The 15,475-nt window shown below is 61.5% G+C and carries 13 protein-coding genes; all 13 read right to left on the bottom strand.

Features of this window, described 5'->3' with window-relative positions; translation table 11 throughout:
• Positions 1-42 precede the first annotated feature (42 nt).
• From M9827_RS20430 to M9827_RS20370, 13 genes are read right to left on the bottom strand one after another with little or no spacing between them, the layout of a single operon-like run.
• Complete coding sequence (locus M9827_RS20430; protein ID WP_250606855.1) at positions 43-1,965, bottom strand: hypothetical protein; 1,923 nt, start codon at positions 1,963-1,965, stop codon at positions 43-45.
• Positions 1,962-3,269, bottom strand: a complete 1,308-nt coding sequence (locus M9827_RS20425) for a lipopolysaccharide biosynthesis protein (protein ID WP_250606854.1) — start codon at positions 3,267-3,269, stop codon at positions 1,962-1,964. Before M9827_RS20425 ends, M9827_RS20430 begins: the two co-directional genes overlap by 4 nt.
• On the bottom strand, positions 3,266-4,267 hold the full coding sequence (locus M9827_RS20420) for a polysaccharide deacetylase family protein (protein WP_250606853.1): 1,002 nt from the start codon (positions 4,265-4,267) through the stop codon (positions 3,266-3,268). Before M9827_RS20420 ends, M9827_RS20425 begins: the two co-directional genes overlap by 4 nt.
• Positions 4,268-4,280: 13 nt before the next feature.
• Positions 4,281-5,417 (bottom strand): glycosyltransferase, encoded by a 1,137-nt coding sequence (locus tag M9827_RS20415; RefSeq protein ID WP_250606852.1) that lies wholly within the window; start codon positions 5,415-5,417, stop codon positions 4,281-4,283.
• Positions 5,410-6,378, bottom strand: a complete 969-nt coding sequence (locus M9827_RS20410) for a glycosyltransferase (protein ID WP_250606851.1) — start codon at positions 6,376-6,378, stop codon at positions 5,410-5,412. The genes M9827_RS20415 and M9827_RS20410 overlap by 8 nt, the downstream gene beginning before the upstream one ends.
• On the bottom strand, positions 6,375-7,745 hold the full coding sequence (locus M9827_RS20405; protein ID WP_250606850.1) for an O-antigen ligase family protein: 1,371 nt from the start codon (positions 7,743-7,745) through the stop codon (positions 6,375-6,377). Before M9827_RS20405 ends, M9827_RS20410 begins: the two co-directional genes overlap by 4 nt.
• Positions 7,742-8,833 carry a glycosyltransferase family 4 protein gene (locus M9827_RS20400; RefSeq protein WP_250606849.1) on the bottom strand — a complete coding sequence of 364 codons (1,092 nt, stop codon included), beginning with the start codon at positions 8,831-8,833 and terminating at the stop codon, positions 7,742-7,744. Before M9827_RS20400 ends, M9827_RS20405 begins: the two co-directional genes overlap by 4 nt.
• Complete coding sequence (locus M9827_RS20395) at positions 8,830-10,422, bottom strand: GumC family protein (protein ID WP_250606848.1); 1,593 nt, start codon at positions 10,420-10,422, stop codon at positions 8,830-8,832. The genes M9827_RS20400 and M9827_RS20395 overlap by 4 nt, the downstream gene beginning before the upstream one ends.
• A 16-nt stretch (positions 10,423-10,438) precedes the next feature.
• On the bottom strand, positions 10,439-11,464 hold the full coding sequence (locus tag M9827_RS20390; RefSeq protein ID WP_064120077.1) for a polysaccharide biosynthesis/export family protein: 1,026 nt from the start codon (positions 11,462-11,464) through the stop codon (positions 10,439-10,441).
• A 21-nt stretch (positions 11,465-11,485) separates the two neighbouring features.
• On the bottom strand, positions 11,486-12,133 hold the full coding sequence (locus M9827_RS20385; protein WP_250606847.1) for a CpsD/CapB family tyrosine-protein kinase: 648 nt from the start codon (positions 12,131-12,133) through the stop codon (positions 11,486-11,488).
• Positions 12,133-12,879: a sugar transferase gene (locus M9827_RS20380; protein WP_250606846.1), complete on the bottom strand. Its 747-nt coding sequence runs from the start codon at positions 12,877-12,879 to the stop codon at positions 12,133-12,135. The genes M9827_RS20385 and M9827_RS20380 overlap by 1 nt, the downstream gene beginning before the upstream one ends.
• 18 nt (positions 12,880-12,897) lie before the next feature.
• A complete protein-coding gene (locus tag M9827_RS20375; RefSeq protein WP_250606845.1) occupies positions 12,898-13,935 on the bottom strand; it encodes an NAD-dependent epimerase/dehydratase family protein in 1,038 nt (345 codons plus the stop codon).
• Complete coding sequence (locus M9827_RS20370) at positions 13,932-15,284, bottom strand: UDP-glucose dehydrogenase family protein (protein WP_250606844.1); 1,353 nt, start codon at positions 15,282-15,284, stop codon at positions 13,932-13,934. The genes M9827_RS20375 and M9827_RS20370 overlap by 4 nt, the downstream gene beginning before the upstream one ends.
• Positions 15,285-15,475 lie beyond the last annotated feature (191 nt).

Below are 15,475 nucleotides of genomic sequence, written 5' to 3'. Positions count from 1 at the left end.
CGTGCGGCCACAGGCCTGCGCGGCTGAACATCAACGGACGGTTCATGAAGCGCTCCAGCTAAGGGAGAAGAGGGTCTGCCCTGGCAGCTCGAAACGCACGCGCCCGTTCTCGCAGGCAAACGGCGCGTCGCGGCTGCGGTTGTCGGCACCGAAGTAGCGCAGGGCGCCGTTGTTCAGCGGGCACTTGGCACCGGCCAGGTCCACATGTTGTAGCCGGTTGCCTTTGTTTACCCCAAGCAGGCCGCGCTGATCGTCGCCGGCCATCGCCAGCACATCGACTTCAAAGGCGTCGTTCTCCAGCCACAGCACCTGATGCAGCCAGTGCTGGGCGATGAATTGCTGGGCCAGGCCCACCGGTTTCAATTCGAAGCGTTGCTCATCCGCCGAGACGCGCAGCATGCCCTTGGGATACTGCGGTTCATCGGCCGCCTGGAACCAGTTGAGCATGCTCAGCAAACCGTCCTGCGAGGCGTTGATCACCACCGACGCCCACCACAGCGAAGCGTAGTGGGTTTCCTGATCGTAGGGGCTGAGGCTGGACCCGCTGGACAGGTTGGTCTGGTCGAGCAGCAAGGCCTTGCGTGGCTGACCCTTATCGTCGAAGCCGACCAGCTCGGCCGCGCGCCGCACGCTGTCGCGATACACGCGGGTGGCGAGCAAATCGCGGATCATCCATTCGTGCCACGCCAGCGCGTCGACCTGATCGCCCGATTCGCTGAGCAGACGCCGTGCCCAATCGATGCCGCGCTTGTCCGCCGCGTTATTGGCGAATGGCCCGTTGGCCAGTCGCGAACTGGCCGGCATGGCAATGCGTACGCCAGCCTTGGCATTCTCCGGATCACTGAGCACCTGGCGGGCCATGCTGGCGAAAATCGCCTGATACTGCGCGTAACTGGAGTAGTTGAGGTTCGGCTCGTCGGCAAAACCGATGTAGTGCGTGCCTTTGCCACCGAGCGCGCGGGTGCCGGCCAGCCACGCATCAAGCCCACCGTTGCTTTGCACATCGGCGCGCAGATCGGCCTGGCGCTGACTGCCGGCCAGCAGGGTGATGTCCTGCCTGATGCCGAAACGCTCCTGATACACCTGACGGAAAGCATCTTCGAACTGCGGATTCTTCGCCGTCACGTCGACAAAACTGTAGTAACTCGCCGCCGTCGGTTTCAGCGCATCCAGCGCGGCATGACTGGCGGGCGGCGGCATCACGTAGGGCAGGGCGATGCCTAGGTCCGGCGTGCGTCCGAGCACTTTGTCGTGCAAGACCAGATGCGTCTGACCGGCGTCTTCACGCAGCGCTTTCAGTTGCTGCGGGCTCTGTGCGAACAGGTTGGCCGTGCCATCCAGCCAGAACGCCGCTTTGCCGCTGCCTTGCAGACGCAAGCGCCAGACTTGCTCGCGCTCGCTGACCGGCAGGGCGACCTGATCGAACTGCCAATAGGCACGATAGGGTTTCAGCGCCAGCGTCAGTTGCTGCTCATCACCGACCCGCTGCGCCTGCAAGCCGCTGACGCCGCCATGAAACTTGCCGGCCAGCACCGCGTGTTCACTCGGCGCGACCTTGAAATACAACTCGTCGCCATTGCGGGTGTCGACGCTGAAATGCACTTTCGCCGGGGCGAATAAAGCGACCGTGCGCTCGTCATGTTCGACGCGATAATTGCGAAAGCTGTAGCCGGGAATTTCCAGCCGATAACTGCTCGCGCCGGGCAGCAATGGCCAGCTCTGACTGCCGCGAATTTCGCTGGCCGTGATGAACCGATCGCCCGCCAGTTTGCCTTTACCGTCGAGCAGGTACAGATGTTCTTCGTTGGCATCGGCCTGCCACGCCGGCGTCCAGCGCACAGTCACCGTATCCGGGCGATCGGCTTGCAGATACAGACTGCCGTCGCGGATCTCGCCCCAACGCATGGACGCGGCAAAGGCGTCCAGCGACAGGCCGAGACCGAGCAGCATGGCCAGGCCTTTCATGCGGTTTTCCGGCGTTGCAACATCAGCCACATCGGCGTGAAGTCGCGGGGCAAGATGATCAGCGTTTGCCAGAACGGCACGCCGCTCAAACGGCAGTAAAGCACCAGCATCGCCACAGTCACTGCCAGATAGGCAATCGACGACGCCGCCGCTGCGCCGACGATGCCGTAGGCGGGAATCATCACCAGGTTCAATGCCAGATTGAGCAGCGCACCCAGGCCCATCAGTAACGACACCGTGCCGGGACGATTCTTGCCGAGCAGATCCAGGCGCAAGATACTCGCGTAGCACAGGCCCAACAGCCCCGGCAGCAATGCCAGCAGCGCCGGATACGCCGGTTGGTACACCGCACCAAACAAGGTGACGATCAGCCATTCGCCAATCACCGCCATGGTCAGGCACGCGCCGAGCATCACCGTGGCGGTCAGGCGCAGGGCCAGCGGTGTGACCTTGTCCATGCCTTCGTCTTGCTGCAGCAGACGTTTCATCAGCGGTGTGGTGACCGCTTCCGGGACGATCAGCAGCAGTTCGGCGGCAGCACTGGCCATCGCGTAATGACCGAGCGCGGTACTGCCGAGCAGGGCGCCGATAAACAGGTAATCCGAGCGCAGAATCACTTGCTGGAACAGCAAATCCGGATGACTGCGCGCACTGTAGCGCAGCAGTTCTTTCTGGCTGGCGCGGTCCCATTGCAACTGTAACGGTTGCGCACGTTTGAGCCAGACCCAACCGACCAGCACCACCAGACTGATACCGGCCAGCCAACTGATCAGCGCCGCTTCGAGGGCGGCGCTTTGCCACATCCAGAACAATGCGAGAAACAGCAACAGCGGAGCCAACGACTCGACCAGACGCAAGGCGTTGAACGCGACCACGCCACCGGAGGCGTTGTGCAGCGTTAGCAAGCCACTTTTCAGTACGGTCAGCGGCACCGCCAGCAGCAACAACCAGGCAAGCAAACCGAGCTGCATCGTCACATCCAGTTCACTGCCAAACTCACGCACCAGCGCCACCACCAGCAAGGTCAACAACGCTGCGAGTAAACAGCCGAACACCAACACCTGACTGAGCAGCAAGCCCATCGGCCGTTGCTTGGCAGCCTGATAACCCACCGCCGAATTCAAGCCGCCGCTGGTCGCCGCGCTGATCAAGTCCGGCAGGGTGCTGAGCAACGCAAACAGCCCGCGCTCACTGGGTCCGAGAATCCGCGCCAGCAGCACATTGCGCAGCAAACGCAGGGCGATCATCGCCAGCTTGGTGCCCATGCTCAGCGCTAGATGCTTGATGTAGTTGCTTCGGCTCATGGCCGTGCCCCGCGATAGATCCGCCACGACAGCAGTTCTGGATTGCGCGCGCTGCGCTGACTGACGCCGAAACGTGGCAGGTTCAGCGGATCACCTTCGCCGCGATAAATACCGGTGCCGGTGCCGAGCGCGAAAGGGTAATCATGATTGGCAATCTGTTCGCGCACGCGCTCATCGTTGTCGCCATTGGGGTAGCAATACACCGGCAGGGGGCGGTTGCAGCCGTTGTGCAGGGCATCGCGACTGCGGCTGATTTCTTCGCTCAGGCGCATATCGTCCAAGCCAGTGAGGATCGCGTGACTGGCGCCGTGGGGGCCGAAACGCACCAGCCCGGAAGCCTCGAGTGCGCGCACCTGATGCCAGTCCAGCGCTTGCGGTAGCGAGTCTTGCGGACACTCATCGGTCAGGCGCTCCAGCTCCTGCGGGTCAATCGACTTCAGCCCTTGCAGGTAATGCAGCAGCGCCAGGCTGCGGCGCTCGACATCGATGTCATCCAGCAGCACCGGCAACGGGTGACGCATGGCGTGCAGACATTCGATCAAATGCATCCGCGCCTTGTCGCCGTGGCTGCCCCACAGGGTTTCGCCGAGGCTTTCCCACCAGAAGCGCTGACGGCTGCCGATGAAATCGGTTGAGAGGAAAATGCTCGCCGGCACCTGATGTTTCTGCAGCAACGGGAAGGCGTTGACCGCGTTGTCGCGCCAACCGTCATCGAAGGTCAGCGCCACCCGTGGGCGCTCTGTGCGCAGCGAGTTGGGCTGGAGGATTTCCATCAGCGGTACGCAATCGAAATGTTTGCGCAGCCATACCAGCAAATGCTCGAAAGCTTTCGGCCCGACGCACAGTTCGTTGCGGTGCGGCAGATCGGCGGCGCGGTCGTTCGACAGCACCCGGTGCAGCATCAGAATCACCCCGGCGCCGTGCAGCTGGTTGCGGCCCATGGACGAGTTGAGATAGAGCCAGCCACTGGTGCGTTTGAATAATTGTTTGATCGCCATGGCTTCGGTCCTCTTAACGGTTCTGTTCAGGATTCCACTGGGCATACCGCTGACCGCGCAGGAACTGCCACAGGCCGAGACTCATTCCGGCGAGGGTGACCAGCAGAAACGCGGCGAGGCGAAAGGGCTTGGGCAAGCGGTGTTGCGAATCGAGCAGGCCGGCGATCGCGATGGCGTAGCCGAACAACTGCGCTATCAAGGCCAGGCGATAGAAACCATGGTCGTCCCACAGCCAGAAATTGCTCAGCAACAACGGCAGCAACAGGATCGGCGCGAGACGGCGGATCAGTTTGTGGCTGATCAACGCGATCGAATACAGGCCATATTTCAGCGGATTGAGCAGTTCGCGGCGCTGGGCGAGGCTTTGCAGACCGCCGACGGTGACGCGCTGACGGCGGCGGAACTGCTTGTCCGCCTCATCGACCCCGTGGTCGATCACTTGCGCTTGCGGCACGTAAACGATGCGTTTGTGCGCCACCGGCGCGCAGGTGCTGATAAAGAAATCGTCATTGACCTCGGCCGGCACGTTCTGGAACAACTCGCGACGCAGGGCGAGCAGGGCGCCGTCGGCGGAAACCATGCAGCCGGTGCGGTTTTCCACGCGGCGCAGCCAGCCTTCGTAATGCCGATAGAGGCTGTCGCCAACGCTCAACCCGCCGCCGGTGACCGGAATCACCATGTGCCCGGCACAGCCGCCGACTTGCGGATCATTCAGCGGCGCAAGCAAGTAGCCGAGGGTTTCGCGGGACCATTGGTTGTCGGCATCGGTGAACACCAGAATGTCACCGGTACTCAGCGCCACGCCGGCATTCAGCGTCGCCGCTTTGCCTTGACGTGGCAGGTCGAGCACGGTGATGCGCGGGTCAACGATTTTGTGCGCACAGGCCACGGTGTCATCGGTCGAACCGTCACTGGCCAGAATGATCTGCAGAGAGGCCGGCTGATAATCCTGGGCCAGCAGCGTGCGCAATTTGTGCTCGATGTGCCGCGCCTCGTTGTGCGCGGCAATCACGATGCTGACGTTCAACGGCGGTGCTGGCGTGTGCCGCCAGGCTGGAAACAGTGGCGCCACGATCGTTAATAGCAGCGGGTAGCCCACGTAGGCGTAGACCGGCAGCAACAGGCACATCCAGAAAATGAATTCAGCCACGGGCAGGCCTCCGGGCGTTCCAATGACACAGACTCAAAATGAACGCGGCACCGGCCAGGTGCAGACGCACCCAGTGCAGGCCCCACAGTTGCAGGGTCAGACCGATGTTCCGATGTTTGAAGCTTTGGCGCAGGCTGAGCACCAGCCCTGGCAGCAATGTCAGGCTGACCATGATGATCGCGTGATGCGGAAAGCCGTCGAGCAGCGCTGAAATCGCCAGAAAATCCAGCAACCACACCAGCAGCGACAGCATCGGAAAACGCAGCAGGCGAAGGCTGAAACCGTGGGTGCGCAGCAATTGCAGATGGCTGCCCTGACGCCACAGTTCCTTACCCATCCACTCGCGCCAGTTCATTTCGTAACCCCAGTGCAGGGCGACGTTGTCATTGATCGACAGCAACCGCGCACCCTGTTCGTGCAGGCGCAGGGTGAATTCCTTGTCCTCGCCGGTGCGCAGGCTTTCGTTGAAACCGCCGACCTTGTCGAACCAGCGCCGGCGCATCAGCAGGTTGGCACTGGGCAGCCAGTCAACGACGTGTGAGGTCTGCGACGACACGCGCAAGGTGCGGCGTTGCCAGGCGGTGGCGTACCACGGCGCTTCGGCAGGAGTGTGCAGATCAAGGCCGAAGACATCGGCCTGGCCGCTGCCTTCAATGTCGAATAACGGCTTGAGCCAGCTCTCCGGCAGTTCAATGTCGGCATCGATAAACGCCAGCCATTCACCCGTGGCGACGGCCGTGCCGCGATTGCGCAACGCGCCGATCAACAACCCCGGCAGCACCAACACCTGCGCGCCGAACTGGCGGGCGATCTGCGGACCCTGATCGCTCGAGCCGTTGTCGACCACAATCAGTTCGCACTCGACATTGGCCGCGTGTGCCGCTTTTTGCGCGGCGAGCAAGGTGCGGCCAATGTGCCGGGCCTCGTTGAACATCGGAATGACGATACTGATGCGACTCATGCCCTGGCCTCCGTGGTCAGTGGCGCCTGCTCGGCTTTCAGGCGCAGGACGCTGGTCATGGCAAGCATGATCCACACGCATTTCTGGTTCGGTGCACTGAGGAACATCAGGAACAGCGTCAGCGACAGAAAGCTCACACCGAGATGGGTCATCATGTCGGCCTGATGCCATTCGCGACGCAGCATCCACGCCGCCCGTGCGCGGATCAGGTTATACAGGCCGAGGCCGAGCATACCGACGAACAACAGCCCGGCAGGCACGCCAAGTTCACTGAATATTTCCAGATACGTGTTGTGCGCCCGGCGATAGAGGTCGCCGATCTTGCGGTTGGCCGAAAACGCCTTGGCGTAACCGGTGGTTGCGTAGTGCAGCGGGAAGGTGCCGGGACCGGAGCCGAGCAGCGGGTTCTCGCGGATCATCTGGCTGCCAACCACGATGTACGAAGCGCGGCGGCCGAGGGATTCGTCCTGAGCCTTGGAACCGGCGCTGAGGATACTCAGGGACTGGATGCGCGCCATATAACCGGCCGGCATTGCGTAGATCGCCAGCGGAATCACGAACGCCGCGCCGAGCATGGCGAAGCCCAGATGCCGAGGGCGAATCCGTGTCAGTTGCGTGCGGTAATGCCAGCAGCCGATCAGCAGGCTCAGCGCCAATACCACCAGACCGGAGCGCGATTCGGTTTTGGTCATGCCGCCCAACAGCAGCAGACAGCAACCGCCCCAGAACAACCGGTGCAGCAGGTTCGGGCTGCGGATCACCAGTAGCAGCCCCATCGGAATGGCAAAGGCTATCAGCATGGCGAACGCGTTGGGGTCTTCGAGCAGACCGGCGGCGCGCCCCTGATCCTGGAATTTGGCCGAGAACATCGCCATCGCACAGGTGGTGCTGACGGCGAGGGTGACGAGGCGGGCGAACAGGTCAAGGTTCAGCTCACGGCCGATCAGCAAGGTGATGACAAACAGGATCAAACCGACGCTCAGTTCGCGCAGATGGCCGAGCGACATGCCCAGGTCATCGGTATTGAGCAGGCTCAGAAAGTACAGAACCATGAACCACACGAGGTAGCGCCAGATATTGCTGCGCAGGCGCTCCGAGGGAATCTGGTGCAACGCCAGTTGCAGCATCAGGATCACCGCCAGCGAAGCACCGATCAGCTTGCTGCCGGAGAACGACGTGTCCTTGAAAAAACCTTCGAACGGCACCAGTGCGGCAATGCCGAGCAGGCCCCAGGTCGGTTTGCGGTACAACACCGCAAAACCCACCAGGCCCAGCACCGCCCCCGGCGCCAGAAACGGATAAGGGCTGGCCAGCAAACCGATGCAGACCAGACCGAGCAGACTGACGATCGAGAGCGGGAAAATCATACGCGTGCCTCCCGTGCCGTGCGGATGTACAGCTGCGACCAGCGTTCGGCCAAAGCCTTGAGGTCGTAGCGATCCTGTTGCGTGCGTTTTGCGTTGTCGCGCAGTTGTCGGGCCAGTTTCGGCTCGCTCAGCAACGTGTCGAGCTGACGTGCGAGGGCGGCGCAGTCGGCCGGTGTGGCGAGTAAGCCGTTGTGCCGGTGTTCGAGCACATCGGGAATGCCGCCAACGCCGAACGCCACCACCGGCACCCCGGCCTGCATTGCTTCGAGCAAAATCATTGGTGTCCCTTCGGTGCGCGAGCTGATCACCAGCGCATCGAGTTGCTGCCACCACGGTTGCATGGCGATCTGGTAACCGGGCAAACGGATGCGTTGCGACAAACCGGCGTTGTCGATCCGCGCCTGCAACGCCTCGCGTTCCGGGCCATCGCCGAGCATCACCGCATCCAGTTGCGGATGCTGATGACACAGGGGGATCAAGGCATCGAGAAACAGATCCGGGCCTTTCTCGCTGCTCAACCGGCCGACATAACCAGCCAGCCAGCGTTGCCGATCCGCGTCCGGCACCAGCGACGCAGCGGCCGGCAAACCGTTAGGGATCACTTGCAATTTATCTGCCCGTACGCTGGCCTGACGGTGCAGCGTGGCGATGCTTTCCGCCACGCATACCACCCGGTCCACCGACGCCGTGCGGCACAGTTGCAGGCTCAGCCAGGTGTAGAACTTCTGCTTGCGACTGCGCGGCGTGAAACCGTGCTGGGTGATCACCAGCGGTAGGCGCAACAGGGTTGCGCTGACCCAACCGAACAACAGCCCTTTGAAGTTGTGCGTATTGATCAGCGGTTTGTCCCCGCGACGCTGACGCAAGTGGCGCAGCAACTCCCCAAGCCCGGCACAACCGCGACAGTCGACCCCGGCCGCGCGAAAGCGTTGGATCAGTTCTGGCGGCGCGTCGAGAAACAGCACCTGATGTTGCCCCGGCGTCGCCAGACAATGATCCAGCAACATGCGCTCGGCCCCATAGAAGCCGCCGCTGCTGAGCAAATGAATGATCGGCAGCGCGGCAGTCGGGGAGGATGCGCTGCTCAATTGCGCACCCAGTGCAGGAAGCTTGGCACTGTCCAGTTCTTGTGCGGATTGCTCGGCAGCGCGTTCTGGTCGTTGATCACCAACAGCACCGGCAGACCCAGTTCGTGGCTGATTTGCGCCGGGTGTTTGAAGCGATGATCGAAGAACTCACGTACGTAGACCAGAGCAATCGCCAGCAGCAACCCGGTGAACAAACCGAACGGAATGATCAGGCCCGGTTTCGGGAACGCCGCTTCGGTCGGTTCGAACGGCGGGCTGAGCACCCGGGCATTGGACAGATCGTCGTTGAGCACGCCGGTGGTGCTGCTTTCGGCGAAACGCTGGGCGTAGGTCGAGAACGCGGCATGCAGCGCATCGATTTCGGTGTCCATCTGCCGCAGCTTGCTTTGGGTCTGCTGCAACTCGTGGATGCGGTTCTTGAACTCGGCAATGCGCGCGGTTTTCTGCTCGATCACCTGCTTGACCACGGCCAGATCGGCGGTGCGTTCCTGGATGCGGTTGCTCACCACTTTGAGGAACTGCTGACGGGTGCGGGCGATCTGCTCGCGGGTCAGCAGCATCGGTTCGCTGCCGGGCTGGAACACCGCCAGGTCATTCATGTAGCGGCTGACCTGAGTGGTCAGTTGCTCGCCCATCTGTTTGATTTCCCGATCCTCGAACGCCACGTTGTCGACGGTGGTGGTGAAGGTGAATGGGAAGGTGTAGTCGTTGAGCTTGCTGTTGGTGGCCGCCGCCATCGCGGTTTTCAGGTATTCGAGCCAGCGCTGGCTCTGCAACAGGCGATCCTGATACAGGTTCAGGGCTTGCTCTTCGGTGTTGATCGCGTTGAGGCGGAAGGTGATTTCTTCTTTCGGATCCGACGAGCCGACGCTTTCCAGCAATGCCTGACGGTTACCTTCCAGGCCATCGAGGCGCACTTGATAGAGGTGCTTCTTCGACTCGTAGAAGGACTGCGGGAGGTCGATCGACTGCAAGGCCTGACGGCTGACAAGATAGTTCTGCAGCAAGGCTGCGACAAACGTCGTGCCTTGGTGCGGATCGGGGAAGCTGTAGACGATCGATATCACGTTGGAACCGGGCAACGTCTCGATTTTCAGGCTGTCGATGGCTTGCTGGGTGAAGGCGTCGAGCGCGGTGTCACGCACCGGATCGGTTTCCAGTCCGAGCACGTTGCGCACCGGGTTGATCACGTACTGACGCAGCGGCGAGCTGATGTAGCGCTTGAACGGCTCGGCCACCAGTTTGCTGAAGATGCCCGGCGAAGGTGTGTATTCACCTTTATCGCGCAGTTCGCTGATGGTCTGGCGGATCAGTGCCGGCGAACGGAGGATGTTGCTTTCCGTTTCCATATCCGCCAGCGACGGCGGAATGAACGTGGCGTTGTCCACCGTGAGCGACGTGGTGGCGTCACCCTGGGAGAGTTTTTTCGACTGCACGATCACCTGCGCGGTGATATCGAAGCTCTGTTTGAGCACCAGCGGCAGGAGCAGGGCGATGACTGCAAAGATCAGGAAGACCCGTTTCACCAGTTGCTTGTTGGCGAAGAAGATCCTGAAGAACTCATGCAGGTAGTTTTCCTTTGGATTCATGTCGGTCACCTGAGAGTCAGTTGTTGTTGCTGTCTTTGTTGTCGACGCGGTAGCCGAAGCTGAACCCGACGCCCTGGAACAGCACCACGTCAGCCAATTGGCGGGCGAGTTCGCCGGCGCTGGCCAGTTTGGTTTTCGGCACGTAGAGCATGTCGTCCGGTTGCAGATACGCGATCTGCGAAGCATCGCCGGACAAGGCCTTCTCGACGTCGTAGCGCACTGCCTGCACCTGATTGCCGTTGCGGCGCATGATCACCACCGAATCCAGGCGAGCCTTGACGTTGGTACCACGGGCCAGGGTCAGTGCTTCAAGCACCGATACCGGCCGGCGGATCGGGTAGGAACCCGGCTGGCCGACTTCGCCGAGCACGTAGATCTCGTTGCCGGCGGTGGATTTCAGCAGTACGTCCACGGTCATGCGGCCGGGCAGTTGCGCGTACTTCTTGTTGAGGAAGGTTTCCAGTTGATTGACGGTCATGCCTTGCAGCGGCACGGCGCCGATTTCCGGGAAACTCGCGTAGCCGTCGGTGCCGACAGTGATCTCACGGCTCATGCCGGTGGCCGGGTGGTTCAGCGCGCTTTTCAGATTCTGCTCGTTGGTCAGCGGGCTGATGATCTGCACGGTCAACTGATTGCGGTTTGGCTGGAACAGCTGCTTGCGTTGATAGGCACGCTGGATTTCTTCGCGCGCCTGATCACTGGTCAGCCCGGCGATTTTCACCGAGGTGTTGGCGCCCGGCAGTTCGATGGTGCCGTCGGGCAGCACCAGCTGATTGCCGTTGAGCTGGCTGGCGGCGGTGAAGTTCAGACCGATCTGGTCACCCGATTGCACGCGGTAGGCGTCCGAGCCGCTGGTGCTGATATGGAAGATCACGTCGAGCACATCCTGCGGGCGCAGAGTCTGCTCGATCTTCGGCATATCAGTCGCCTGGGCGTTGGCCGGGGTGGCGGTGAGGATATTCACCGGCATGTTCTGGGTTTCGGAGGTGCTCGAGCAGCCTGCAAGCGGCAGCATCAGCAGCACAAGAATCTTGGCGTTCATGGCGTCATCCTTCGCGTTCGCTTAGAGGTTTTGGTAAAGCCATTTGGGCATGTAGTACTTGCGTCGGTTGAACACGCTGCCAACCACTTTTGCCCCGGCCTGGGTCAGGCGTTGCACAGCGGCCTGGGCGACTTCCCAACGGGTGTCCTCAGCGCGCACGACAAACACCACGCCATCGACCTGAGTGCTGATGACCAGGGTGTCGGCGGCGGAATACACCGCGTCGCCGTCGATCACCACGAAGCGGTACTGACTGCCCAATTGATCGAGCAACGGGCTCAGGCGCTCGGCGGTCAGGTGTTCCATGGTGCGGATTGGCCGGCCATTGGGCAGCACGTGGAAGGGCAGGCTCGACACCTGCACCACGCAGTCCTGCAACAGCGGCGGGTTGTCCGGGTTGAACAGCAAGTCGCGCAGGCCGCGTTCCTTGCTCAGGTTCAGTTGCTGCGTGAGGTTGCTCGCCGACTGGCTGGCGTCGACCAGCAGCACCTGGCCGCTGCTCATTTGCGCCAGTTGGCTGGCCAGCGCCAGCGCACTGGTGGTGGTGCCGGCGCCGGGGTTGGCGGCGGTCAGGAACAGGATCCGCAGATCGAGATCCAGCACGGTCGAGGTCAGGTTCGATTCGCTGGGGTTGGCGATGCTCAGGCTTTTGTTGGTTGAACCGTCCATTAGCTTGCTCCGTGGCCGCTGAATACTTTGAAGGGGGTTTTCAACAGAATCTTCAGATCAAGCAGAAGGCTCTGCTCGGCGATGTAGCTGAGGTCCAACTCAACGCGCTGGTCGAAGTCGATATTGCTGCGTCCGGAGATCTGCCACAGGCCGGTCATGCCGGGGTAGATCGCCAGACGGGCAAGGTGGTTGTCCTTGTAGCGGTAGGCGTTGAACGAGGTCGGACGCGGGCCGACCAGGCGCATGTCGCCGGTCACTACGTTGATCAGGTTGGGCAATTCATCGAGGCTGGTGCGCCGCAGGAAACCGCCAATGCGGGTGATGCGCGGGTCCCGGTCAATCTTGAAGTCGATGGCGTCGGCACCGTGTTTGTTCAGGTGACGCAGCGACTCTTTCAATTCTTCGGCGTTGGCCACCATGGTGCGAAATTTGTACATGCCGAACTTGCGGCCGCGATAGCCGGTGCGTTTCTGCACGAACATCACCGGCCCGGGGCTGCTGAACTTGATGGCCAGTGCCAGCCCCAGCAACAGCGGCGAGATCAGCACGAGGATCAGCAACGCGCCAAGGCAGGCGACCACGCGGTTGGTGCGTGACAGTTGCCAAGGACGACCGCCATCGCGGCCGGTGAACCAACCGCGACCCTGGCGATGGATCGCCGCGTCGAGACGCATTCGGTGCTCGGGGTCAACGCGCTTGTCACGGCGCATTTCCTGGATCGGCACACCTTTCTCATGTCCAGTCATGGAGTCCTCCGCATTAATTCAGCCGCGAGCGGCGCGTGGGCGATAGGCAGTGGGGTAGTAGTCGCGGAACCAGGCGATGAAACGTCCCAGTCCCTCATCCAACTCGATCCGGGGCTGAAATCCGGTGGCCTGGGCCAGATCGCTGGCCTCGGCGCAGGTGTTGAGCACGTCGCCCGGTTGCAGCGGCAGCAGCTCGACAATGGCTTTCTGGCCAAGGTGTTTTTCCATCAGCGCCAGATAGGTTTTCAGCGCCACCGGGTGCTGCCCGCCGATGTTGAACAGGCGCCACGGCGCCATGCTGCTGGCCGGGTCGGGCTGCTCGCGATCCCAGTGCGGGTCGGCGTGCGGTGGGCGTTCGGTGAGGCGGGCGATGCTTTCGATGATGTCGTCGATGTAGGTGAAATCGCGCTGGTGCTCGCCATAATTGAACAGCTTCAGCGGCTCGCCTTCGCTGATCGCCCGGGCAAACTGGATCGGCGACATGTCCGGCCGCCCCCATGGCCCGTACACAGTGAAAAAACGCAGGCCGGTGCAGGGAATGCCGAACAGGTGGCTGTAACTGTGCGCCATCAGCTCGTTGGCTTTCTTGGTTGCGGCGTACAGCGACAGCGGGTGATTGACGCCGTCTTTCACGGAGTAGGGCGTGTGCTGATTAGCGCCGTACACCGAACTCGATGACGCGTAGATCAGGTGCTCGACCGGGTGATGCCGGCAGCTCTCGAGAATATTCAGGAAACCGTTGAGGTTGCTGTCCAGATACGCCTTGGGATTGTCCAGCGAGTAACGCACCCCGGCTTGCGCGGCGAGGTGGATCACCACTTGCGGGCGTTCGCGGACAAACAGCGCGTCGATGGCCGCGGCATCGGCCAGGTCAACCGTGGCGACCTGGAAATCGCCGGCCTGCTCGCGCACCCACTGCACGCGGTCGCGCTTGAGTTGCGGGTCGTAGTAGGCGTTGAAATTGTCCAGACCGACCACCGAATGCCCGTCACGCATTAACCGCAACACGCAATGGGCACCAATGAAACCGGCCGCACCGGTGACCAGGACTTTCACGGCCGCAGTCCTTCGGGAGCGATGTGACGCAGACCGATGCCGCTGTAGTGCAAGCCGGCGGCCGCCACTTGTTCCGGGTTGTACAGATTGCGACCGTCGATGATCACCTTGGAGCGCAGCTTATCGGCGAGCAGTTCGAAATCGACCACGCGGAAGTTTTTCCACTCGGTGCAGATCACCAGCGCATCGGCGTCTTCCAGGGTGTCGTCGCGAGTGGCGCACAGGTGCAGATCGTTGCGGTAACCATAGAGGCGACGGCATTCGGACATCGCTTCCGGGTCGTAGGCCTGCACGCTGGCGCCTTCGGCCCACAGTGCATCCATCAGATAGCGGCTCGGTGCTTCACGCATGTCGTCGGTATTGGGCTTGAAGGCCAGGCCCCAGATCGCGATGGATTTGCCGGCCAGACCTTGCGGAAATTGTGCTTTGAGTTTGCTGAAGAGGATGTGCCGCTGCAGGTCGTTGACGTCGGTGACGCTACGCAGCAGTTTCAACGGCATGCCGTTGTGTTCGGCGGTGTGCAGCAGCGCGCGCAGATCCTTGGGAAAGCAAGAGCCACCGAAGCCGCAGCCCGGATAGATGAAGTGGTAACCGATGCGCGGATCAGAACCGATGCCTTTGCGCACCGCTTCAATGTCGGCACCCAGCAGCTCGGTGAGATTGGCCAGTTCGTTCATGAAACTGATGCGCGTGGCGAGCATCGCGTTGGCGGCGTACTTGGTCAGTTCGGCGCTGCGGTTGTCCATGAACATCAGTTTTTCGTGGTTGCGGCAGAATGGCGCGTACAGCTCGCTCATTTGTTCGCGGGCGGCGTCGTCGCGAGTGCCGACGATGATCCGGTCCGGGCGCATGCAGTCGGCGAGGGCGCTGCCTTCCTTGAGGAATTCCGGGTTGGAGACCACCCGTACGGTCAGCCCGGTCTTGTCGCGGCGCTGCAATTCGCTGTTGGCGGTCGCCAGCACCTGATCCGCCGTGCCCACCGGCACCGTGGATTTGATGATCAGCGTGCGGTCGGCCTCCATGTGCGAGGCGATTTGCCGGGCGACGTTGAGCACGTGGCTGAGATCGGCAGAGCCGTCCTCATCGGCGGGGGTGCCGACGGCGATGAAGATCAGCTCGGCATGCTCGACCGCATCACTGGCTTGGGTGCTGAACAGCAGACGGCCGGCCTTGATGTTCTCTTCAAGAGTACTGGACAAACCTGGCTCGCTAATTGGCGGCACCGCTTGTTGCAGTTGTTTAATCTTGTTTGGGTCAATATCTACGCATAAAACGCGATGACCTACATCTGCAAGTGCGGCGGCTTGTATTAATCCAACATAGCCCGTGCCAAATACGCTCACGTCCATCTGCGCACCCTCGATAGAGCGAAAAGAAGAAGTTCGGAAGAAAACTGTAAATGGGGTATAGCGCAGGGTTTGCAAAGCGTGTCAGCAAAATGACATGTTGCATCTGTATAACACTTGAGCATTTTTTGGCGATTGGCCATCAAGTCATTGCTACCATTGAGATTGTTGCTTCTTTGCAGATTTGTTCAGAT

The sequence above is a fragment of the Pseudomonas sp. AKS31 genome (assembly GCF_023634765.1).
Taxonomy (GTDB): domain Bacteria; phylum Pseudomonadota; class Gammaproteobacteria; order Pseudomonadales; family Pseudomonadaceae; genus Aquipseudomonas.
The sequence above is the reverse complement of the archived record's forward strand: the minus strand, read 5'-3'. Positions and strand labels throughout refer to the sequence as shown.